Source organism: Brevibacillus sp. SIMBA_040 (assembly GCF_046535075.1).
Lineage (GTDB): Bacteria > Bacillota > Bacilli > Brevibacillales > Brevibacillaceae > Brevibacillus.
The window spans coordinates 1-21,631 of the sequence record NZ_JAWRXI010000017.1 but is presented as its reverse complement, the minus strand read 5'-3'; the positions used below and the strand labels follow the sequence as shown (position 1 = coordinate 21,631).

General features: G+C 49.3%; 19 protein-coding genes. 17 read left to right on the top strand and 2 right to left on the bottom strand.

What is annotated here, in order from left to right; all coding sequences use genetic code 11:
• Positions 1–42 precede the first annotated feature (42 nt).
• From SB752_RS24070 to SB752_RS24020, 11 genes are all read left to right on the top strand, one after another.
• On the top strand, positions 43–669 hold the full coding sequence (locus SB752_RS24070) for a nitroreductase family protein (RefSeq protein ID WP_410718058.1): 627 nt from the start codon (positions 43–45) through the stop codon (positions 667–669).
• A gap of 57 nt (positions 670–726) precedes the next feature.
• Complete coding sequence (locus SB752_RS24065) at positions 727–1,674, top strand: ring-cleaving dioxygenase (protein ID WP_410718057.1); 948 nt, start codon at positions 727–729, stop codon at positions 1,672–1,674.
• Positions 1,674–2,282, top strand: a complete 609-nt coding sequence (locus SB752_RS24060) for an alpha/beta hydrolase (RefSeq protein WP_410718056.1) — start codon at positions 1,674–1,676, stop codon at positions 2,280–2,282. Before SB752_RS24065 ends, SB752_RS24060 begins: the two co-directional genes overlap by 1 nt.
• A gap of 212 nt (positions 2,283–2,494) precedes the next feature.
• Positions 2,495–2,920 carry a MarR family winged helix-turn-helix transcriptional regulator gene (locus tag SB752_RS24055; protein WP_410718055.1) on the top strand — a complete coding sequence of 142 codons (426 nt, stop codon included), beginning with the start codon at positions 2,495–2,497 and terminating at the stop codon, positions 2,918–2,920.
• 63 nt (positions 2,921–2,983) lie between these two features.
• On the top strand, positions 2,984–3,229 hold the full coding sequence (locus tag SB752_RS24050) for a DUF2798 domain-containing protein (RefSeq protein ID WP_410718054.1): 246 nt from the start codon (positions 2,984–2,986) through the stop codon (positions 3,227–3,229).
• Positions 3,230–3,406: 177 nt separating this feature from the next.
• Positions 3,407–6,457: an efflux RND transporter permease subunit gene (locus tag SB752_RS24045; protein ID WP_410718053.1), complete on the top strand. Its 3,051-nt coding sequence runs from the start codon at positions 3,407–3,409 to the stop codon at positions 6,455–6,457.
• Between the two features lie 12 nt (positions 6,458–6,469).
• Positions 6,470–7,717 carry an efflux RND transporter periplasmic adaptor subunit gene (locus SB752_RS24040; protein ID WP_410718052.1) on the top strand — a complete coding sequence of 416 codons (1,248 nt, stop codon included), beginning with the start codon at positions 6,470–6,472 and terminating at the stop codon, positions 7,715–7,717.
• A 2-nt stretch (positions 7,718–7,719) separates the two neighbouring features.
• Positions 7,720–8,166: a hypothetical protein gene (locus SB752_RS24035; RefSeq protein ID WP_410718051.1), complete on the top strand. Its 447-nt coding sequence runs from the start codon at positions 7,720–7,722 to the stop codon at positions 8,164–8,166.
• A 15-nt stretch (positions 8,167–8,181) separates the two neighbouring features.
• On the top strand, positions 8,182–8,862 hold the full coding sequence (locus SB752_RS24030; protein WP_289140339.1) for a response regulator transcription factor: 681 nt from the start codon (positions 8,182–8,184) through the stop codon (positions 8,860–8,862).
• The gene (locus SB752_RS24025) at positions 8,859–10,247 is read left to right on the top strand and encodes a sensor histidine kinase (RefSeq protein ID WP_410718050.1); all 1,389 of its coding nucleotides are present in this window, start codon (positions 8,859–8,861) and stop codon (positions 10,245–10,247) included. The genes SB752_RS24030 and SB752_RS24025 overlap by 4 nt, the downstream gene beginning before the upstream one ends.
• A 110-nt stretch (positions 10,248–10,357) precedes the next feature.
• Entirely contained in the window at positions 10,358–11,044 is a 687-nt protein-coding gene (locus SB752_RS24020) for a sulfite exporter TauE/SafE family protein (RefSeq protein WP_410718049.1), read from the top strand.
• A 10-nt stretch (positions 11,045–11,054) separates the two neighbouring features.
• Here the strand turns inward: SB752_RS24020 and SB752_RS24015 are convergent, their stop codons facing one another.
• Positions 11,055–11,486 carry a hypothetical protein gene (locus SB752_RS24015; RefSeq protein ID WP_410718048.1) on the bottom strand — a complete coding sequence of 144 codons (432 nt, stop codon included), beginning with the start codon at positions 11,484–11,486 and terminating at the stop codon, positions 11,055–11,057.
• Between the two features lie 159 nt (positions 11,487–11,645).
• On the opposite strand from SB752_RS24015, the gene SB752_RS24010 reads away from it, so the two are divergent.
• Positions 11,646–13,832 carry a heavy metal translocating P-type ATPase gene (locus SB752_RS24010; protein ID WP_410718047.1) on the top strand — a complete coding sequence of 729 codons (2,187 nt, stop codon included), beginning with the start codon at positions 11,646–11,648 and terminating at the stop codon, positions 13,830–13,832.
• Positions 13,833–13,858: 26 nt separating this feature from the next.
• Here the strand turns inward: SB752_RS24010 and SB752_RS24005 are convergent, their stop codons facing one another.
• A complete protein-coding gene (locus SB752_RS24005; RefSeq protein WP_084765527.1) occupies positions 13,859–14,239 on the bottom strand; it encodes an ArsR/SmtB family transcription factor in 381 nt (126 codons plus the stop codon).
• Positions 14,240–14,412: 173 nt separating this feature from the next.
• On the opposite strand from SB752_RS24005, the gene SB752_RS24000 reads away from it, so the two are divergent.
• From SB752_RS24000 to SB752_RS23980, 5 genes are all read left to right on the top strand, one after another.
• Entirely contained in the window at positions 14,413–14,700 is a 288-nt protein-coding gene (locus SB752_RS24000; RefSeq protein WP_410718046.1) for a hypothetical protein, read from the top strand.
• 213 nt (positions 14,701–14,913) lie between these two features.
• Entirely contained in the window at positions 14,914–17,145 is a 2,232-nt protein-coding gene (locus SB752_RS23995) for a heavy metal translocating P-type ATPase (RefSeq protein WP_410718045.1), read from the top strand.
• A 262-nt stretch (positions 17,146–17,407) separates the two neighbouring features.
• Complete coding sequence (locus tag SB752_RS23990; protein ID WP_410718044.1) at positions 17,408–18,628, top strand: MFS transporter; 1,221 nt, start codon at positions 17,408–17,410, stop codon at positions 18,626–18,628.
• A gap of 25 nt (positions 18,629–18,653) precedes the next feature.
• Complete coding sequence (locus SB752_RS23985; protein WP_410718043.1) at positions 18,654–20,069, top strand: M20 family metallopeptidase; 1,416 nt, start codon at positions 18,654–18,656, stop codon at positions 20,067–20,069.
• Between the two features lie 149 nt (positions 20,070–20,218).
• Positions 20,219–21,532, top strand: a complete 1,314-nt coding sequence (locus SB752_RS23980; protein ID WP_410718134.1) for a helix-turn-helix domain-containing protein — start codon at positions 20,219–20,221, stop codon at positions 21,530–21,532.
• Positions 21,533–21,631: the final 99 nt, after the last annotated feature.

Genomic DNA, 21,631 nt, shown 5'->3' with positions numbered 1-21,631 from the left:
CAATAAAAAACTTGGATGAGAAACATATGAGGAGGAAATCCCATGAGTGAATTCACAACATTGGTGAAAAACCGTCGGTCTGCAAATAAATTTTTGGAGAACGTTCCGATTACACGAGAAGAGCTGGAAGAAATCATGAGCCTGGTCAAATTTGCGCCGTCCGCGTTTAACTTGCAGCATGCTCACTACGTTGTCGTGCTTGATCCGGAAACAAAGGATCGAGTATACGAAGCAGCATCGAGGCAGTATAAGGTAAAAACAGCGTCCGCTGTCATTATGGTTTTAGGTGACAAAGAAGCTCAGCAAAATGTAGGACGGATTCATGAGGGACTTCTTCATTTAGGCGTGATGGATCAGCGTGAATTTGATCATACGGTTTCCTCCGTCCAAGCTTTTTATGAAGCTGGCGGTGATTCCTTCAAACGAGACGAGGCGATTCGTAATGCCAGCCTGTCCGCCATGCTGTTTATGATGGTTGCAAAGGACAAGGGCTGGGACACATGTCCGATGATTGGCTTTGACCCAAAGGCAGTACAGCAAATCCTGAACTTCCCGGATCAATATGTGCCAGCGATGATGATCACCATTGGGAAAGAGGATAATTCCAGCCAACGAGTAAGAGGCTATCGCAAGCCTGTTGGCGAGTTCGTCAGCTACGATACGTTTTGAGCATGATCTACTCGATTAATAAAACGATAATGAAACGATAAACAGGAGGGTACTCAAATGACACAACATACAGCAGGTATTCACCATATCACGGCTTTTGTCAAAAATGCACAGGATAACGTCGACTTTTACGCAGGGATTCTGGGACTGCGTCTCGTGAAAAAAACAATTAACTTTGATGCTCCAGAGGTCTATCATCTCTACTTCGGCAATGAAGTAGGAAGTCCGGGAACAGCCATTACCTTCTTTCCATGGGAAACTTCTCGCTCGGGGCGCATTGGCGGTGGTCAGGTAGGCTATACGACCTTCCTCGTTCCGGTTGGCTCGCTGTCCTTTTGGGAAGAGCGTCTGACGAAATTCGCGGTAGCGTATAAACGTGTGGAGCGTTTTAACGAAACGTATTTGCAGTTCACCGATAAAGACGGTTTGCAGCTGGAGATCGTCGAGCGTGAGGGAGGACCTGCGAGCAAGTGGAGCTTTGGCGGCGTACCGGCAGATAAAGCGATCAAAGGCTTTGGCGGAGCCATTTTATACAGTGTAGCACCAACCTATACAATGGCTGTTCTGGAAAAGCTGATGGGACTGGAAAAGGTAGGCGAAGAAAACGGACTGGTTCGCTTCAAAGCGAGCGGAGATTTGGGCAATATCATCGACATCAATGCAGAGCCAATGCCTAGGGGCGCGGGTGGTGCGGGAACCGTCCATCATATCGCTTGGCGTGCCAGTGACGATCAATATCATCGCATGTGGCAGGAGCGTGTGGCGCAGTCGGGCTTGCACCCTACCGATATCATCGACAGGCAATACTTCAATGCGATCTACTTCCGCGAGCCAGGTGAAATCTTGTTTGAGATCGCGACCGATCCTCCAGGCTTCGAACGTGATGAACCATTCGAGACGCTGGGTGAAAAGCTGATGCTTCCGGAGTGGTATGAACCGCGTCGTGCTCAGATCGAGCAAGGCTTGACGCCGATTACTGTACGTGTTTTGGAGGGAGACAAATAATGAAGCACATTTTTCGCAAAGGAACAGATTCTGCTGCACCAACCTTGCTGCTTCTCCATGGGACAGGAGGCGATGAGAACGACTTGCTTCCTCTCGCTGACCGTATCCACCCTGGTGCCTCTGTCTTGAGCGTGCGCGGCAACGTACTCGAAAATGGCATGCCTAGATTTTTTCGTCGCCTGGCTGAGGGTGTCTTTGACGAAGAGGATCTCGTATTCCGTACGCAGGAGCTGAATGAATTTTTGGATCAAGCGTCTGTCGAGTATAAATTTGAGCGCGACAACATCATCGCTGTCGGCTATTCCAATGGGGCGAACATCGCCGGAAGTCTGTTGTTCCATTATCCAGATGTGTTAAAAGGGGCGATTTTGTATCACCCAATGGTTCCAAGGCGCGGAATTCCTTTGCCGGATATGTCGCAGGTACCGGTGTTTATCGGTGCGGGTACGAACGATCCGATTTGCTCGCCGCTGGAAACGAAAGAATTGCAGCAGCTGCTGTCAGAAGCAGGTGCTTCGGTTACGCTGCACTGGGAATCGTACGGCCATCAGCTTACTGGCAGGGAAGTAGATGCTTCCGCCCAGTGGTTTAAAGAGACGTTTTTGTGAGTAATTCCTTCTTGTAACGAAACGAAAAAGAGCAGCAGGATCAAGTCGATTCTGTTGCTCTTTTCGTTTTTGACCCGGTAAAACGGCGGAAATCTATCCATTTAATCAACTGTTTAAGACGGTTTTTACTGCTTCCGCGGTCATTGACAGTACCATTCATTAACGTTACACTACTCATAGTTGATATAGCAACTGTTTGGCGGTGAGCATAGTTGAAATCAAAGATGGATGACATTATTGGACTTTATATACACAGACTTGATTTGAAAATCACAAGCTTGCTGCGCAGCAAGCTGGAGCCATTCCAGCTAGCACCTGAGCAGCATCTCATCCTGATGCTTTTGCAGGAACGGGATGGACTGACCCAAAACGAGATTGCGCAAGAGCTGGATAAGGATAAAACCAATATTACGCGCATGGTGTCCAGTCTCGAAAAAAAGGCTTTTATCAAACGGGTGAACAGCCTGGAGGACCGTCGCTTCGTCAGTGTCCATCTAACCGATACTGGGAGAGACCTGTGCGAGCGAATCAAGCCTATTTTGGAAGAAGTGAATGGGCAGATCATAGAGGATGTATCAAGCGAAGAGCTCGTTACGCTTAGGAAAATTCTGCAGAAAATAGATAAAAACGTGGAGTGAAATCCACTTTTTCCTACGATAGTTGGTATATCAACTAATAAGAAAACGATGGAGGCGTTTCTTATGAATAAGCGCTACGAGCCTGTTTTATTCTCAGTTCTGATGTCTGTTTTTATGACCGTACCGATGTCATTCGTGATGACGCTTGTTAACGTGGGGTGGTCAGCGAGCTTTTTCATCCAGGCGTTTTTGATGAGTACGCTGATCGGGGTTGTGGTTTCAATTCCCGTCGCCTTTGTGGCGTTTCCTTTGGCCACCAAAATTGTCCGTTTGATTGTCAAAAAAGAAGCGAATGAAGTCATTCGTTAACATGGGAGCTGGCACCGTAATCGACGATGCCAGCTTTTTTTATTGTGGGTAGCCCGTCCCCATTTCGTCAAGGTTTGTTCATCAGTCGTTCATATTGAGCCTCTATAGTGATCTACGAAGCCTGATCCGCCTGCATGCGGTGGATGAGAAAAGGGAGCAAAAGGAGGCAATAAGCGAGTGCAGTGGCTGACCCGATTATCGTTAAAAAATCCTGCGATGGTGGTAATCCTATCGCTGCTTGTTGCGCTGGGAGGGATCTTTTCCTTTACCGTCATCAATATAGAAAGTGAACCGCAAGCACAGCTGGGGATGCTTACGGTTTCGACAGCCTATCCAAATGCCTCTTCGGAGGATGTGTTAGAGGACGTAACCAAGCCATTGGAAAAGGCAATCGATGCAGTCAGTGGGGTAAAGACGTATATTTCCAGCTCAGAGGAAAACCATTCACTGATCACGGTCTCCATCGAGTCTGCGGCTGACATGGAAAAAGTGGAGGCAGAGGTGGAAAAAAGCGTCGCCAATGCAAAGCTGCCCAATACAGCAGGCAGACCCAAAGTAAAGCTCAGTGTGGTAGGTTCTGAGCCCATGTATTTCCTCGCGATAAGCAATAAAGAACAGCTGCGTTCGGATGATGCCTTTTATCAACTAGTGAAGGACACTATCGTTGAAGACCTGCAAGCAATCGGCGGGGTGGAGTCCGCTGACGTGATCGGACTGGCAACGAGGCTCGTTCGTATCAAGCCCCGGCAGGATGACCTGCACTACTATGGCATGACTGCGTCCGATCTCAGGCAGGCGATTACTGGACAGCATTTGGCGACTTCAGTCGGGAGTGTCACAGACGCTGGTCAGGATTACATCGCCCGGTTCACGAACGAGTATAAAAGTCTGGAAGAGCTGAGGAAAACGAGGGTCCGTATGCCGGCTTCCGAGAACGCCATACAAGGCTACCTACAACTCAGTGATTTGGCAGATGTGGGTTGGGAGACGGAGCGCAGCTCGATCAGCAGGTTGAATGGAAAGCCTGCTGTCGCTGTGCAAATTGCCAAAACAGCTGAGGGAAACATCGTGGAGATCAGTGATACTATCCACGAAAAGCTGGAAGGCTATCGCGTGAAGTACCCGGAGTTAAATTTTGAGATGGTCTCGGACCGCTCTGATTTTGTGAAAAGCTCGATTGGCGGGATGGCGAAAGAGGGAGCGATGGGGATCGTGATGGCGATTGCGGTCATCTATTTGTTCCTTCGCAGCGTGAAAACTACACTCATCGTTGTCGTGTCGATTCCGCTTTGCGTGCTAGTTAGTGTCATGCTCATGCAGTTTAACGGCATGACAATCAATCTGATGAGTCTGTTCGGGATGACAGTGGCGATCGGGCGAGTCGTTGATGACAGTATTGTCGTGATCGAAAATATTTTCCGGCGCCTCCTGACAGAGCCGCGCACCCAATCGACGATTATCAAGGCGGTGGGTGAGGTGGGAAGTGCCATTACCTCCTCGACGCTCACAACAGTGGCAGTCTTTTTGCCGATTGCCTTTGTCAGCGGAATGCTTGGGGACTTCTTCAAACCGTTCGCTGCGGCGGTTACGTGGTCGCTCTTGGCATCGCTCATCGTTGCGGTCACCGTTGTTCCGCTGTTAGCGAGTATAACCATGCGTCATGAAAAGCCCAAACAACACCACACTGGAAACATTTCCGGGCTGTATACACGTCTGCTTCGCCGAGCGCTTGAGAATAAAGGCAAAGTCGCTGTACTCACGGCTGTTTTGTTTGTCGGAAGCATCGGGCTGGCTGTCAAGCTGCCGACAGGATTTTTACCCGAGTTAAATATGAATCTTCTCTATATAAAAGTCAGCATGCCAACAGGCACATCCCTTGAAAAAACGAGCGCGACAGCAAGTGCAGTGGAAGCAGCTGTTCTGCAAGAACCGCAAGTCATGTACATCCAAAGCAAGATAGGCGCAAGTGACGATGCCGCCAAACGCTCTCATATAGCTGACATGACAATCAAGCTAGAGCCGGGTGCTGATGAAAATACAGTACTAACTCAAATACGCGAGCGAGTAAATCCCTTGATCCCGGCAAGCGCACAAGTCACCTTTAGCAAGCCCGCAGCCGGAGGACAGGGAGGCTACCAGCTTGTGCTGTACGGTGCCGATTTGACTACCTTAAAGGAAGCGGTAGTAGCAGTCAAAGCGCAATTAAAACAAAATCCGTTATTGGCAAATATCAAAGACAACGTATCCGATACACGCGGGCAGCTATCGATCCAGGTAGATCGTGATCGCGCTCTGCAATGGGGGCTGACTCCTGAGCAAGTCTCAAAAGAGGTTGGTGCAGCGATCGGCACGACCAGCTTGCAGAATCTCGTGTTCAATGGCGAGGAATACGCACTAGCTTTTGGTAGCGGTGAAAAAGTAGCGCTGGAGCAATTGCCTGGCGTGTGGGTGAAGACCCCGTCAGGGCAGCAAGTATCGCTCGCAGAGATTGCCTCCCTGCATAAGGATGAGGTGACACCACAGCTATTGCGCAAAGACGGAAAAGCGTACATCCAGATAAACGCGGATATTCTTGGTGCGGATAAAGGTGGGATCGCTGCTGAGCAGACCCGACTTCTACAGCAATTGAAGCTGCCGCCAGGGGTTTCCATGAGTGCGGAGGGCATTTCACAAGACTTGCAAAAAGGCTTTACAGAAATGCTCGCTGCGATGGGAGCCGCGATTTTACTGGTACTGCTTGTAATGGTTGCTGCGTTTGGCAATCTGTTGTCACCAGTGGCTGTTCTGTTGTCACTTCCTCTTGCTTCCATCGGAGGCTTGCTTTCGCTGTGGCTGGTGGGTGGAGTGCTGGATATGACGGTCATGATTGGCTTTTTGATGCTGATCGGAATCGTCGTCACCAATGCAATCGTGCTGATCGACAGGGTGCAGCAGCATAGAGCGGCAGGCTTACCCGTCCGTGAGGCTCTGGTCGAAGCAGGCAGGACGCGTCTTCGCCCCATCATGATGACCGCTGTAGCTACGATTGCAGCCATGCTGCCCTTGGCACTCGGCTTTTCAGATGGAAGCCTGTTGTCCAAAGGCTTGTCTGTAGTCGTAATTGGCGGGTTGCTGTCGTCCACCTTGATGACACTGATCGTCGTACCGGTTGGCTATGAAAGCCTGCATAATTTCGCTCACCGCAAGCAAAATCGCAAAAGACTGCAAACTGCACACGAGCAGATGTGAGGAGGGGAAGAGATGAAAAAGCGGCTGAAGAGTGCAATCGCTGCGAGTCTCATGCTCACAATGGGACTCGTGCTGGCGGGTTGCACCGATGGGCAGGTGAAAAAGGAAGAAGAATCACCTGTTTCTGTAAGAATCCCGGTTGCTGTCCTGACTGTGAAAGAGAAGATACTGTCCAATGAACGAGCGTATATTGGCAGCATCAGCGCAGAGGATTCGAGTACAGTGGTTACTCAAGCATCTGGAACGCTCACCAAGCTTTATGTGAAAAAGGGCGATACGGTCAAAAAGGGACAACTGATTGGAGAAATAGACAGCACCAGGCAACAGCTGGATGTAGAAGAGCAAGGAAGCAAGCTCGCCGCCGCAATCGCAAGACTCGCACAGGCAAAAGCGAGCCAGACCGCAGATACGAAAGAGGTGTCGTCAGCGAAAGACCTTGCCAAGCAAGCGCTGGACAATGCCAAAGAAAGCTATGACCGTGTGAAAGCTTTGGTAGAGGCCGGTGCATTGCCAGCAGCGCAGCTGAATGCGGCGGAGGATGAATGGGTGCGGGCTCAAAGCAGCTATCGCACAAGTACCCAGTCAGAAGCAAAGGATTTGGCAGGAATCCAGGTTTCGGCGGCCGATGTGGAAGCAGCCAAGCTGGCGGTCGAGAAAGCCAAACGGGCGCTGGCAGATACCAAAATAAAGGCTCCGATGGACGGAGTGATTAATCAGCTGACTGTGTCCGTTGGCGACCTGATTACAAACCAAGGCACAGTGGCTGAAATCGTGTCCCTCGATCATGTCATGGTTACGATTCAGGTAGCAGAGGATGCCCTTTCCTCGTTAAAGAAAGGAATGTCCATGCAGCTGTCTATTCCGGTGTTTGGTACGAAAACCGAGGGAGAGATCGCGTTTATTGGCTTGAGTGCTGCCCCTGACACGAAGCTGTTTCCGGTGGAAATTCGCCTCACGAATCGCGACTTGGCTTTTCGGCCCGGAATGCGGGCTGACGTGACCATAACAGACCCCGAAGAACAACAAGGAATCGTGCTGCCGATCGAGGCTTTGCTGGCGCTGGATGGCAAACAGTACGTGTTTGTGGTCAAAGGCGACCGCGCCTATAAGCAGGTGGTAGAGAAAATAGAGAGCGACACAAAGGCGGCTGTCATCGGCCAGGGGCTTGTTCCCGGTGATCGGGTCGTGGTGGCAGGACAATCAGATTTGCAGGACGGCAGTCAAGTGAGCATCACCGAAACCGATGAAAAAGGAGAATGATCATGTACGCAGGAATGTATTTTACACATATTATCAGTTTGGCTGTCTGGTTTGGGGCATTAGTCATCGTCATGCTGCTGCTTGGCAGCTACAAGGCTCATACTGAACAAGGTCAGGTGGCAACAGCCCTGGCGAACAAAACAGTCTGGTCAACCCTGCAGGCGGCAGCATTTGCAGTCCTGCTCTCGGGAGTAGGCATGCTTGTCCACGCGGGAATGATCGGACAAAAAAAGCCCCTCTGGCTCAAGCTGATGGAAGAAGGCGGAGGACTGGTCATTCTCCTGTTCATTATTTTCGTAACCTTGTGGACAAGAAATTTGCGTAAGGCACTGAAACAAGGAGATGCTACCCGTTATACTCAAATGAGTAAAAGATTTTTTGGCTTGTCGTTGTCTTTTGTGATAGCGATCGCAGCCGTCGTTCTCGTCGTCAGCCTGAGACTGGCGTAACAAGGAGGAATCCTGATGAAGGTTACCATATTAATCGCGGATGATGATCCACATATACGGGAGCTGCTGCGGTTTTACTTAGCCAAAGAGGGCTATCACGTCATAGCCGCGCCTGATGGAGAGCAGGCTGCTCTTCTCCTGGAGAAAGAAGCGATTCATCTCGCCATCGTGGACATTATGATGCCTGGTAAAGACGGCTTGGAGCTATGCCGCCAAATAAGAGAAGCATACGATATTCCCGTGATGATGCTCACCGCCAAAGGCGAGGTGAGAGACAAGGAAAAAGGCTTTCGGGCGGGAACAGATGACTATCTCACCAAGCCATTTGAGCCTACCGAGCTGTTGTACCGGATCAAGGCGCTGCTCAGGCGCTACCAGATGGTCAGTAAACAAGTCATCGTCATGAACAAAACGGTCATCGACCGGCTTAGCCATGTCGTAAAGGTAGGGGACGAGGTAATTCATCTACCGCTCAAGGAGTTTGAATTGCTTGTACAGTTAGCCAGCTTTCCGGATCGGACGTTTACGAGAGATCAGCTGCTTGAGCTTGTGTGGGGCGGCAACAATGAAAGCGAAAGTCGAACCATCGATGTCCACATCAAGCGGCTGAGGGAAAAATTCACGGATAAGACGGATGACTTTGTCATTTCCACGGTTCGTGGCCTGGGGTACAAGCTGGAGGTACGAAGCTCGTGAAGTCCCTTTATGTACGACTTGTTCTCACATTTATTGCGATCGTCATTATTAGTGGAACGCTCGGCTTTTTGCTCGCCAACGAGTATTATCAGCGCAATTTGCGAGCGTACAATGAAGAGAAAATTACTCGGATCGGACAGCAAATCGTCGACATGTACGAGCATAATGACTCACTGGATTTATCCGGCTTCATGACGCATATCGCCAATCTGAACTTTCAGCTTTACCTCGTGGATGAAAACGGTGTGAAAAGCGAATTTGGCGCTCCGTTTCGGGAAGAAAAGGTCGAGCCAGAAGTAGTTAAGAAAGTACTTGCCGGTGAGATTTATCGAGGAATCACGGAAGAGCGGCACGGCTTGTTTGTAACCGGATTTTTTGAGAACACACTAAAAAACAGTATCGGTCTGCCACTAGAAGCAAATGGCAAAAGGTATGCGCTTTTTGTGCGGCCGAACATCGAGCAGCAATTTGGTGAGGTGCATATTCTGTTTGCCTTCTTGCTTGCAGCGATGTTTATACTCAGCCTGGTATTGATTCTGATTTTTACCCGTTATCTCGTGAAGCCGCTCCAGACTTTAACCAAAGCGACGAAAAAGCTGGCAGAGGGTCAGTACGATATTCCGCTGGATATATCACGGCGTGACGAGATCGGTGATTTGGCAGCGAATTTCACCCAAATGACGCAATCTCTCAAGCAGCTGGATGAGATGAGACAGGAATTCGTCTCCAATGTGTCTCACGAAATCCAATCGCCCCTTACTTCCATCCAGGGATTTTCGCAGGCGATCAGAAGCGGGGGAGTCACCCGTCAGCAGCAGGAAACGTATTTAGCCATCATCGAGGAGGAAAGTCGCCGCCTTTCTTCTTTGAGCAAGCAATTACTCACGCTGGCCTCGCTGGATAAAGAAACGGGCCATTATGAGCCTTCCGTCTTTCGCCTGGATGAGCAAATCCGTCAAGTCGTGCTCATGCTGGAGCATCAGTGGCAGCAAAAGAAGCTGCATATCGAGCTGGAGCTGCCAGAAGTAACAATCACCTCAGACAAGCATTTGCTAAGCCAGGTGTGGGTCAATCTGATATCCAACAGCATCAAGTTTACTCCGCCTGCTGGTACGATTACGATCAAGCTGGAAGGGGGAGCACAGCACGTCGTGACCATTGCGGACAATGGCATCGGGATATCGGAGGAAGAGCTGAAGCATATTTTCGACCGTTTTTACAAAGGCGACAAGGCTCGCAACCGGGAAGCAACAGGCAGTGGTTTGGGCCTGTCCATCGTCAGGAAAATCGTCCAGGTAGCAGGAGGCACCATCGAGATTCACAGCAAAGAAAAAGTGGGAACGACAATTGCCGTCCGTCTCCCCAAGAATGAACAAACCCCCTGAGCAAAACGCTTTCGGGGGTTTGCTGCGTGCGCAGATCTAGGCATAAAAGCAGGCTGGCATCATTAATGTAGGAAAAGGGATCACATGACAGACGAAAGAGGGACAATGCGATGAGTGCTGCTCTGCACGATTACGGGTTAATCTTTTTGACAGGGCTGCTGGGCGCCCCGCATTGTATCGGCATGTGTGGGGGCATCATGTCAGCTATGACCTTTCAGTCCAAGACATCGCTTATGCAAACAATCCTGGCTTACAATTTTGGCAGAATCTTGACGTATATGGGTGTGGGAGCCTTCATGGGTTTTATCGGGTCATTCGTCAATGCAGCAGGAACGATCGTAGGTCTGCAGGGTATTGCGAACATTCTCGGAGGGCTGTTTATCATTTTGTGGATCGGAAAAAAAGTGGCACTGCCGTTGGACAAATGGAGTCCGCTGAAGCTGCCTGCCATTCAACAGTTGCTGGAAAAGTTAAAAACGCGACCGGGGGCAGCACCAGTCTTTATCAGTGGATTATTGCTCGGTTTTTTACCTTGTGGTCTTACGTATACCATGCATATGAAAGCGGCTGCTTCAGGAAGTGCCTTGCAAGGTGTATTTACGCTGCTGTTTTTTGGTGTTGGTACACTGCCAGCACTGATCTTTATTGGGATATGCTCCTTTGTGCTGTCGAGGGCCCTCCGATCAAAGGTGATGCTGATCGGAAATACGCTCGCTCTCGTCATAGGAGTGATTACGATTATGCGAGGCATGGTCATCAACGGCTGGATTCCGCATATCAATCCATGGCTGTGGTGACGATCAGGGCTCAAGGCACAGCTTCAAAGGGGTATGTAGCAGTGGCAGATTTTCCATCTACTTCAATCGTAATCGTAGCCAGCCACCCTCCAACCATGGTCGGGACGATAGCTGCAACAAACTCCCCCTCCTTTGTTGAGACTGCCTCGAAGCTCACGTCCCCATGATCCATGCTGGGCATGGTGAGGGTGACGGATACCTTTGCCTGCTTCAGCTTGTCGAGGTGCTCACTAGGTACAAGAATGCGCAGCTGGTTCTCTTTTAAAATCCGGGCATCTGCGGGATCAAGCTCAACCTGCAAGGGAATGGACACATTCTGTATAACCAGAGTGGGGGATGTGGTCGCAGCGGCTGTAGCTGCCCCGTGCTGAGAATGCTCTTGTTCGTTTGGCGTAGAGCAGGCAGGGAGCAATAGAAAAACGAGAGACAAAACTATCAACACGTAAGTCGATCTCCTCAGAACACTCACCACTTTCTCTCTGAATCCAAGCACCATATCGTATTCAGGTTTTCAGCATTTCATTCTTCATCGTCTATAAATTTGCCTGTCCGCATAGTGATTACTAGGGGACATGTTTGGAAGATGAAGGGGAGTTAAGTGATGATGACCGTGCAAATTTATCAGGTAACGGGAATGACATGTGCTGCCTGCGCCAATCGCATAGAGAAAAGATTGCAAAAAACGGAGGGTGTAATCGAGGTTCAGGTCAATTTGACTACGAACAACGCACGGGTAACCTTTGATGGCACGCAACTTAACGATCAGGCAATTATAGAAAAGATTGAAAAATTAGGTTTTCAGGCAGCCTTACAAACAGAAGAAGAGCCTCATGCGGAAAAAAATGTCTTGCGGCAACGGTTCATTTTGTCCGCAATCCTGACGCTTCCCCTGCTGTGGGCCATGGCTGCGCATTTTTCCTTGACCTCGTTTATTTGGGTGCCAGAGCTGTTTATGAATCCCTTTTTCCAGCTTGCACTTGCTCTGCCAATTCAGCTTTTTATCGGACAATCCTTTTACATAGGGGCGTGGAATGCGCTTAGAAGCAGGACGGCAAACATGGATGTGCTGGTTGTTCTGAGCACGTCCGCCGCCTTTTTGTACAGTCATTACCTGACCTTCAGGACGATCGGACAGTCTGTTCAGCATGTGACGCTGTACTACGAGTCTTGTGCGGTCATCTTTACTTTTTTGCTACTCGGCAAATATTTGGAAGCGATGGCCAAGGACAGGACGAAAAATGCGATCAGGCAGCTTCATCAGCTCCAGCCTGAGGTCGCCAATGTTCTGCGCGGAAAGGAGCTCTGCCAGATTCCTGTGCGAGAGCTTGTTGTGGGCGATATTTTTATCGTCAAGGCAGGGGAGCGGATTCCGACAGATGGGGTTGTCCTCGAAGGACATGCGAGCATTGATCAGTCGATATTCACAGGGGAGAGTCTTCCTGTCGGAAAATGGCGAGGGCATTCGGTCATCGGGGCGACAGTGAACCAAAGCGGTTGGCTCAAAGTACAAACAACCAAAGTCGGTATGGATACGGCTTTGACACAGGTGATAAAGACGGTGGAGGAAGCACAGCTTTCAAAAGCGCCCATCCAGCGGCTGGCAGATGAAATTACCGATATTTTTGTCCCGATCATCATCAAGATTGCGCTCATTACTTTTGCTGCCTGGTACTATTTTTTTACTGCACAAGTATTTGGCGAATCGCTGGAAAAGGCGATCGCTGTCCTCATCATTGCCTGTCCGTGTGCACTTGGTCTTGCCACGCCGATGTCCATTCTGGTCGTTTCCGGACGGGCAGCTCAGCTCGGAATACTATTCAAGCAAGGAAAGTACTTGGAGACGCTGCAAAAGGTAGACACGGTGATTTTTGATAAGACGGGTACGTTGACTCTCGGCAAGCATGAGGTCGTGGATATGGAGATACATGGGTGGAAAAAGGAAACGTTTCTGCGATTGGTGGCAGGGGCAGAGATGACCTCTGAACATCCGTTGGCGGCTGCCGTCGTAGCTTATGTCAAAGCAAGTGGAATCAGCATACCGACAGCTTCATCCTTTACGTCCTATCCTGGTTATGGGGTTCATGCAACAGTGGAGGGGTATTCGCTCCTGATCGGCTCACCCACATTTTTGAGCGGCAAAAACGTAGATATCGCGCTTGTTACGGGAACGATAGAGGCTCATGCGGCAGAAGGGAAAATGATTACACTCGTATCGATAAACGAACAGTTAGCTGGCTATATTGTGTTGTCCGACACGCTAAAAGAGGATGCCAGGTCTTCTGTACAACGGTTAATTCGAATGGGAAAGCAAACGATCATGATTACCGGAGACAATCCGTTCACCGCCCGCAGCATTGCCAGACAAGCAGGGATTGAGCAGGTCTATGCAGGGATTTTGCCCTCAAAAAAGGCAGAATTAATCAGGAGCTTGCAAGCAAAAGGGAAGAAGGTTGCCATGGTTGGTGACGGTGTAAACGATGCACCTGCGCTAATGGCGTCCAATATCGGAATTGCATTGGGGACGGGGGCAGAAATCTCCAAGGATTCTGCTGACATTTTGATCATGCATGGGGATGTAAAAGGAGTCGTGCATGCTTTTGCGTTAAGTCAAAAAGCAATGAAAAATATTAAGCAAAATCTGTTTTGGGCGCTATTTTATAATACGGTTGCGATACCAGCCACCATGCTTGGCTTTCTGGAGCCGTGGCTTGCAGGGGTAGCAATGGCATTCAGCTCTGTCTCGGTGGTGCTGAATGCACTTCGACTGCGTAACAGCAGGATGGAGTGACTACGCAAAAAGAAAAAACCGAGCTATCAGGTAGCTCGGATCGGCGTTCGTTGTTCTTTGGCGTGCTCGACTCCTGCCGTAATCAGATGGCGAACATGGTCATCATCCAGCGAGTAGAATACGAGCTTTCCTTCTTTGCGATACTTGGCGAGCCCCATATTGCGCAACAACCGCAAATGGTGGGAGGTGTTGGCGATCGAGCTGCCGATAATGTTGGCAATATCGCACACACAAAGCTCATCCTCCATGGACAGGATGTGAATGATTTTGGCGCGGGTATCGTCAGCCAACGCCTTGAAGATTTTCGCTACGCCCTCGGATTCGGCTGCGAACGGCTTTAACCGGTTTACTTTTTCATCATCAAAACACTGAACTTCACAGACATCATCCCGCTGTTTTGGAGACACCAGAAAATCACCTCTTGCTTACGCACAATGTCCTACTATTATAGTCATTCCCATGAAAAGTGGAAAGGAAAAAAGACATTTTGGTGGCAGTGTAGTGTCTCTCCTGCTTTTCGTGTAAGATGGATTTGACAAGCCTCGCTGAGCGGGTGAGTAATGAGTAGGGAGAGAGAGCAATGAATGTACAGGACAAATGCGCCAAGTGTCGTTCCACCAAAGTAGATTTTACTGAAATGATCAATCGCCGTTTATATATCATTATTTACGCAGCTGTCCTCCTGGTGATGGCCTTGTTCGGCATATCGCTACAAGGAACACCTGTGATCTACCTGTTCCTCGGGCTGGCAGGTGCATTTGTACTCTTTGCGGTACGTCTGTCATTAGAGAAGCGAAAAGTAATCAAATGCGTTTGTCTGGATTGCGGGGAAAGCTGGCAAACGGCTCCAAATGTCGTAACCAAATAAAAAGTGCAGTTATTTGCAGGAGACTCTCGGTGTATGGGAGTCTCTTTTTTCGTTTTCACATCGACAATGTTCTAAAAAATAGGCAAAATACTCCAAATGATTGTTGAACGCAAAAGAGAGTTAGGATAATATAATAATTAAATATTCGTTTGAATGTTCATAAGATGGATGGTACTTGGATAAAATAGATGTTTGGAAAATAGGTGATTGCAAATGTCAGATGAACAAAAGAAGGACGCTTGCTGCTCAGATCATCATCATTGTAGTTCAGAACATGGTAGCTCTGGTAAAATTTTGCCGGTTCTCGGCAATGTCGCTGTGGCCGGGGATGGAGCAACCCTGATCTCCTCGCAGGCAGTCGTGTACCGGGTTCATGGGATGGATTGCAGCTCGTGTGCCAAATCGTTAGAAAAGCACATGAAATCATTACCCGCGGTAAAGGATGTCGTCGTCAATTTTTCGACCGGGAAAATGCAGCTCGTACAAGAAGGGCTGGAAGACGAGGCAATCGTGAAGGAAGTAGCCAAGGCCGGCTATACAGCGATGCCGCTTTCAAAGCGGGCAAATAAGCAGGCACAACCCTCTGATCGGACAGGAGAGCGTCTGACGATCATTTCAGGTGTGCTGCTGGTATTAGGCTTTCTCGGCTCGTATACAAGCGTATCTCCTGTGTTCATTACGATCTTGTATGCACTTGCCATCATCACTGGTGGCTACAGACCGGCTCGCAGTGCGTTTTACGCGATCAAGAGCAGATCACTCGACATGAACGTACTGATGTCAGTCGCTGCGATTGGAGCGGCATTGATTGGCGAGTGGCTGGAAGGAGCAACCGTTGTCTGGCTGTTCTCAATCGGGAATTTGCTGCAAACCAAATCGATTGAGAAGACACGGGACTCTATCCGCAACCTGATGGATTTGGCACCTCCTGAGGCATGGGTGAAGCAGGGCGAGTCACTTTCACGGGTACCTGTTGAGGACATCGGTCTGGGGGCAGTGGTCGTAGTCAAGCCAGGTGAGAAAATTCCTTTGGACGGAATCATTGTCCAAGGGACGGGAAGTGTCAATCAAGCTCCGATTACAGGTGAATCCATCCCTGTAGATAAACTTGTCGGCGATTCAGTTTTTGCGGGAAGCGTCAACGAAAACGGCTCACTGGAAATCAAGGTCACCAAGCTGGTAGAAGATACAGCGATTGCGCGGATCATTCATCTTGTGGAGGAAGCACAGGAGAAAAAAGCGCCTACACAAGCCTTTGTCGATAAATTTGCTGCGATCTATACCCCGGTCGTTTTGATTATGGCATTAGCAGTCATTGTCATTCCGCCGCTCTTTGCCTGGGGGACATGGGGAGAATGGTTCTACAAAGGCTTGGAGCTTCTCGTGGTTGCCTGCCCATGTGCTTTGGTGATTTCGACTCCGGTAGCAATCGTATCCGCTATCGGCAATGCCGCACGAAACGGCGTATTGATCAAGGGCGGTACATTTTTGGAGCGCGCAGGCGTCATCAGCGCTATTGCTTTTGACAAAACAGGTACGCTCACCGAAGGCAAGCCGCAGGTCGCACAGGTCATCGAGGTGCAAGGAAGCGAGGCAGAGGTGCTGGCCATTGCCAAAACGATTGAAGAGCGCTCCAGTCATCCGATCGCACAGGCAATTATCAAATTCGCGGATGCCAAAAGCATTGCAGCCCTTGCAGGAGAAGACTTTCATGCGATCGTAGGAAAAGGAGCAGAGGCTACGATCAACAGCCAAAAATACTTTGCAGGTAAGCCCGCTTTGTTCGAAGAGCTGGGGGTAGACTTAACCGCGTATAAAGAACAGATTCAAGCACTGCAAAGCGAAGGAAACACCCTGGTCATAGTGGGGACAGCGCGGGGCATCCTCGGAATGATTGCGGTGGCCGATACGATCAGGGAAATTACCATCAGTGCTATCAGCAAGATAAAGGCTTCGGGGATCGACGAGATCGTCATGCTGACTGGTGATAATAGCGGTACTGCCGAAAAGGTGGCGAAACAAACTGGAGTCAGCCGCTATTTTGCCGAGCTGATGCCGCAGGACAAGGTAGAGGCGGTCAAGGCCCTCCAACAGGAGGGCAAGATCGTAGCGATGGTGGGCGACGGAATTAATGACGCGCCGGCATTGGCGACTGCTGACCTGGGAATTGCCATGGGAGGAGCAGGTACCGATACGGCGATGGAGACTGCTGACATCGTACTGATGGCAGACAATCTGGAGAAGCTGCCGCATACGGTAAACATCAGCCGCAAAGCGCTGCAAATTATTAAGCAAAATATCTGGTTCTCGATCATTATCAAGCTGGTGGCGCTCGTCCTGATTTTTCCGGGCTGGCTCACCTTGTGGCTGGCGGTGTTGAGTGATACCGGAGCAGCGTTGATCGTGATAGTAAACAGCATGCGTCTATTGCGAATGAAGCCATAATGACAGATGAAAAGTATGAGGAGCCGAGGGCATGTCCCTGCGGCTCTTTTTTTTCAAGCAGAGAACGGTATTTTCTCACATTTCAAAATTACCTGTAGCTATTTGACGAGGTGGACTATATAATAATTTTCACGACCGTTATTAGTCCGTAAATGAAAGCATACAGTTCATGGATGCAATCAACGGTTTTTGACAAAGGTGTAAGCGCATTCAGGTTCTTCGAGTCATAGTGGTTTAGACAATCATGAATGGGGGATTGCGTGTGGAAGCTGCAGGAGTACTGGGAAAAAAGAAATACTTGTTGTTCGCGCTGCTTTTTATGGGATGGATCATTGATTCGCTAGGGCTGTTTGGCATGAATATTGTCATCATCCCGATCAGCAAGGAGCTCAATTTAAATGAATCGCAAACGGGCATGATTTTGAGCAGCTTCTTTTTGAGTAGTGCGCTCATGACGCTGGTTGCGGGATGGGTGTCCGATCGTTTCGGCTCCAGAAAAATTGTCATTGCCTCGATTTTTATTTTCTCGTTATTTTCTCTGTTCACAGGAATGATCTGGTCGTTCGCTTCGTTGATTCTCGCTCGTCTATTGGTGGGGCTTGCCGATGGCTGCTTACCGACCGCGAGTGCAGTAGCGATTACTGAGATTTTTCCGAAACAAGAGAGAGCACGAGCTAAAGCGTTCTTGCTGTCTGCCCAAATGATCGGCGCTACTCTGGCATCCATCATCGCAGCAGCCATTGCTGTTTATATGGGCTGGAGAGGCATTTTCTATATCACAGGTGGTGTCGGGATTGTCGTAGCCCTGCTGCTCGGCATTTACTATCGTCCACCGAGTAATACAGCGAGTGCAAAAGAGAAGCAGGCAGGCACGAAGCTAGCACTTGGCAGCTTGTTTTCCAACAGACTGCTGTGGACTCTCGTGATCATTTACTTTGGAGCCAGTCTCGTTAACTGGGGCTCCTCCTCATGGATTCCGTCTTATCTGGAAAAGGTTCGTCATTTGGATCTGATCTCACTCGGAACGCTCTCTATGATTCCAAATACGTGCGGGCTTCTTGCATCGCTTTTTACGGGCTGGATGCTAGACAAGAAGTGGTCAGGGTGTGAAAAACAGGTGATTATTGGCGGGGCTATCTTAGCTGGCATCTGCTTGTACCTGATGTTCAACGCTCCAACGATTACGACAATGGTTACGTACCAGGCTATGTTTTCGATTGGTATCATGTCCGCCATTATGGCTATCCTGACACTGCCGCTCAAAGTAGTTGCACCTGATATCGTCGGCTCTTTTATGGGGATTCTGTATTTTCTGGGGGCAATTGCGGGGACACTTGCACCTACGATCATGGGCTTTCTGATCACCATGTTTGGAGGCTCGTACGCAGCAGCCTTCTGGTTCCTCATTGCCATGCTGATCCTCCCGATTGTCGGAGCCATTACCCTCAAAGCGACAGACAAATCGAAAACGGTTGCACAGTAACATCAAATAGAGAGGAGACTTGGACATGATAGGGATCGACAAGCTCGCAGAAATTATTGAACAGAAGAGAGATTTGCTTATTTCGGTAAGCGACCAAATTTGGGACTATGCCGAAACTGGCTTTGAAGAATACCGATCCGCTGATTTGCTTTGCGCTACATTAGAAAAGGAAGGCTTCACTGTAGAAAAAGGAGTAGGTGGCATTCAGACGGCATTCATCGGTAGTTATGGCAGCGGTTCACCTGTCGTTGCGATCATGGGAGAGTTCGATGCGCTTTCAGGCATGAGCCAGCTAGGTGGCGTGGCTAGTCCGACTCCACTGGAAAAAGAAGGAAACGGACATGGATGCGGTCATAACCTACTCGGTACAGGTGCTCTTGCGGCGGCGATTGCACTGCGCAATCAGATGATAGAACACAATCTGGCAGGAACGATTCGCTACTATGGATGTCCGGGTGAAGAGATTGGTTCAGGGAAAACATTCATGGTACGGGCCGGATTGTTTGATGATGTGGATTTTGCGCTCTGCTGGCACCCGTCGACGCAAAACTCGGTCATGTCTACGAGCTCCCTGGCTTGCTATGAAGTGACCTTCAAGTTCACCGGGAAAAGCTCACATGCCGCTGCGAGTCCGCATTTGGGACGGAGCGCATTGGATGCAGTCGAATTGATGAATGTCGGGGTCAACTATTTGCGAGAGCATATTATTCAGGATGCGCGTGTGCACTACGCGGTTACGAATACGGGCGGAATATCCCCAAATGTTGTACAGGCAACAGGTGAAGTACTGTACCTGATTCGTGCTCCACTCGTTTCACAAACGGAGGAAATTTATCAGCGCATTTGTAATGTTGCTAGAGGAGCGGCATTGATGACAGGAACAGAGGTAGAGATTCAATTTATTTCGGCTCTGTCAAATCTCGTTCCGAATACAGCGCTGGAGATGATCATGCACAAAAACTTCACGCAGCTCGGTGTTCCGGTGCATGATGAGCAGGAAAAGCAGTTTGCCAGTCAAATCCGTGAGACACTTTCTCCCGAGGACAAGGCAGAGGACATTCGTTATGACAAAGAGCTGACGGGAAAAGAGCTGTCAGACAAGCTGAATCCGTATCGTGAATCGTCTGTCATCCTGCCTGGGTCTACCGATGTCGGTGACGTGAGCTGGGTCGTGCCTACAGCACAGTGCATGACTGCCTGCGAAGCGTTAGGCACACCGTTCCACTCCTGGCAGATGGTCGCTCAGGGTACGACTTCTATTGCTCACAAAGGAATGCTGCATGCTGGAAAAGTAATGGCCGCTACTGCGTGGGAAGTGATGCAGAAACCCGAGATTATCGCCGAGGCGAAGGCTGAATTAAAAGAGAGGCTGAACGGGGAAGTGTATCGTTGTCCGATTCCACCAGAAGTCACGCATTATGAGGTCGTCAAGAAAAACTAGCTACTCCTGAAGCAGCGTCCAACGACGTTGCTTTTTGACGTTTTTGAAAAAAGCGGGATAGATACACTGCTGTTGAAGGCGGGGGATAAACATGATTAAATGAGAGAACTGACACTAGTTGATTGCGAAAGGGGAGGGCGGTCTTGAACATGAAACTCGGATTGTTAGGTCCCCATGATTCCATGCAGGTCATACAGACTGCATTGGCAAAATACCCGGAGTTTCACTGTACGCCGATTGAGTGTCTCACCGAGCAAGATCTGGATGAGCGGGTGCTCCCGATCAAAGAAGAATTCGATATGTGGCTTTGTTCTGGCCCGATTACATATTTGATTGTTTCACAATGGGGCGAAATTCATGCTCCCATTTTTTGCGTTCCTTATAATGGCTCCAGTCTGTACAAAACCTTATTGCAAGTCATCTATGAGCAAAAGGTAGAGATTGCCGAAATCAGCTTTGACTCGTACAAGGAAGTCGAATCGGAAGCAGTACCAGGTGTAGAGGAAGCCCTGCTTGAAGCCGGAATCACGGACAAGCCGCACTACATCATGAACGAGACGTACGAGATGGACGAGGTGAAGCACTACCACACAGATTTGTGGGAAAAAGGCCTGATTAAAGCGACTATCACAGCTCATCCGATCGATACCGAGCTTCGTCAGCTAGGCCTGCCTACGTATCGCATATTGCCTGCTACGATGGCGATTGCGGCCGTAGCAAGCCAAATGCTGCGAACCTTTGAGATGCTGTATTTCAAAAATACGCAAATTGCCATTCAGATGATTGATACGGAGCTGCACGATGGCTTGACCTCAGAAACGCTGTCCTCGGATGACCTGACGAAAATGGAGATTGGTTATACGGACAAGCTGCTTACCTATGCGAAAAAGGTTCATGGCTCTTTAAAATCAGTCGGAAGAGGACGCTATGCAATCTTCACCACAAGAGGCTTGCTGCAAGAGATTACGCACGATTTCCAAATGGCTCCCGAAATCCAGGGTATCGACCAGCAGGGACGCAAAGGTATGACCTGTGGTATCGGCATTGGACAAACGGCGTACGAGGCCGAAATTAATGCGACGAATGCACTGCTACATGCCAAAAAATGCGGTACGGGCTCGTGGGTCGTATGCTTTGACGATAAGAAAATTGCGGGTCCATTAGGAAAACCAGAGCAAATCACGTATTCGTATGCATCAGAAGAATTGCATGCCATCAGCAAGGTAACATCACTTGGTGTCTCCACTCTGCAAAAATTAAAATCGGTCCTGCGCAAGCTCTCCAGTGAAGTAATCAGCTCACAGGAGCTCGCCCAGTATATGCAAATCACACAAAGAAGTGCCCGCCGGATACTGACAGAGCTGGAGGAGAAGGGGTTTGCCGAAATCGTCGCAGAAGAAAAACCGTACATGCGAGGCAGACCACGCAAAGTTTATAAAATACTACTTGAGCAAAAGGTGTAAAGAAAAAAGGAGCGGGCACGGCGTAAAATGTACCCTATAGAGTAGACACGTTAAAAAAGTCTACCTATAGGGTACTTTTTTGTATACTTGAGAAAAACA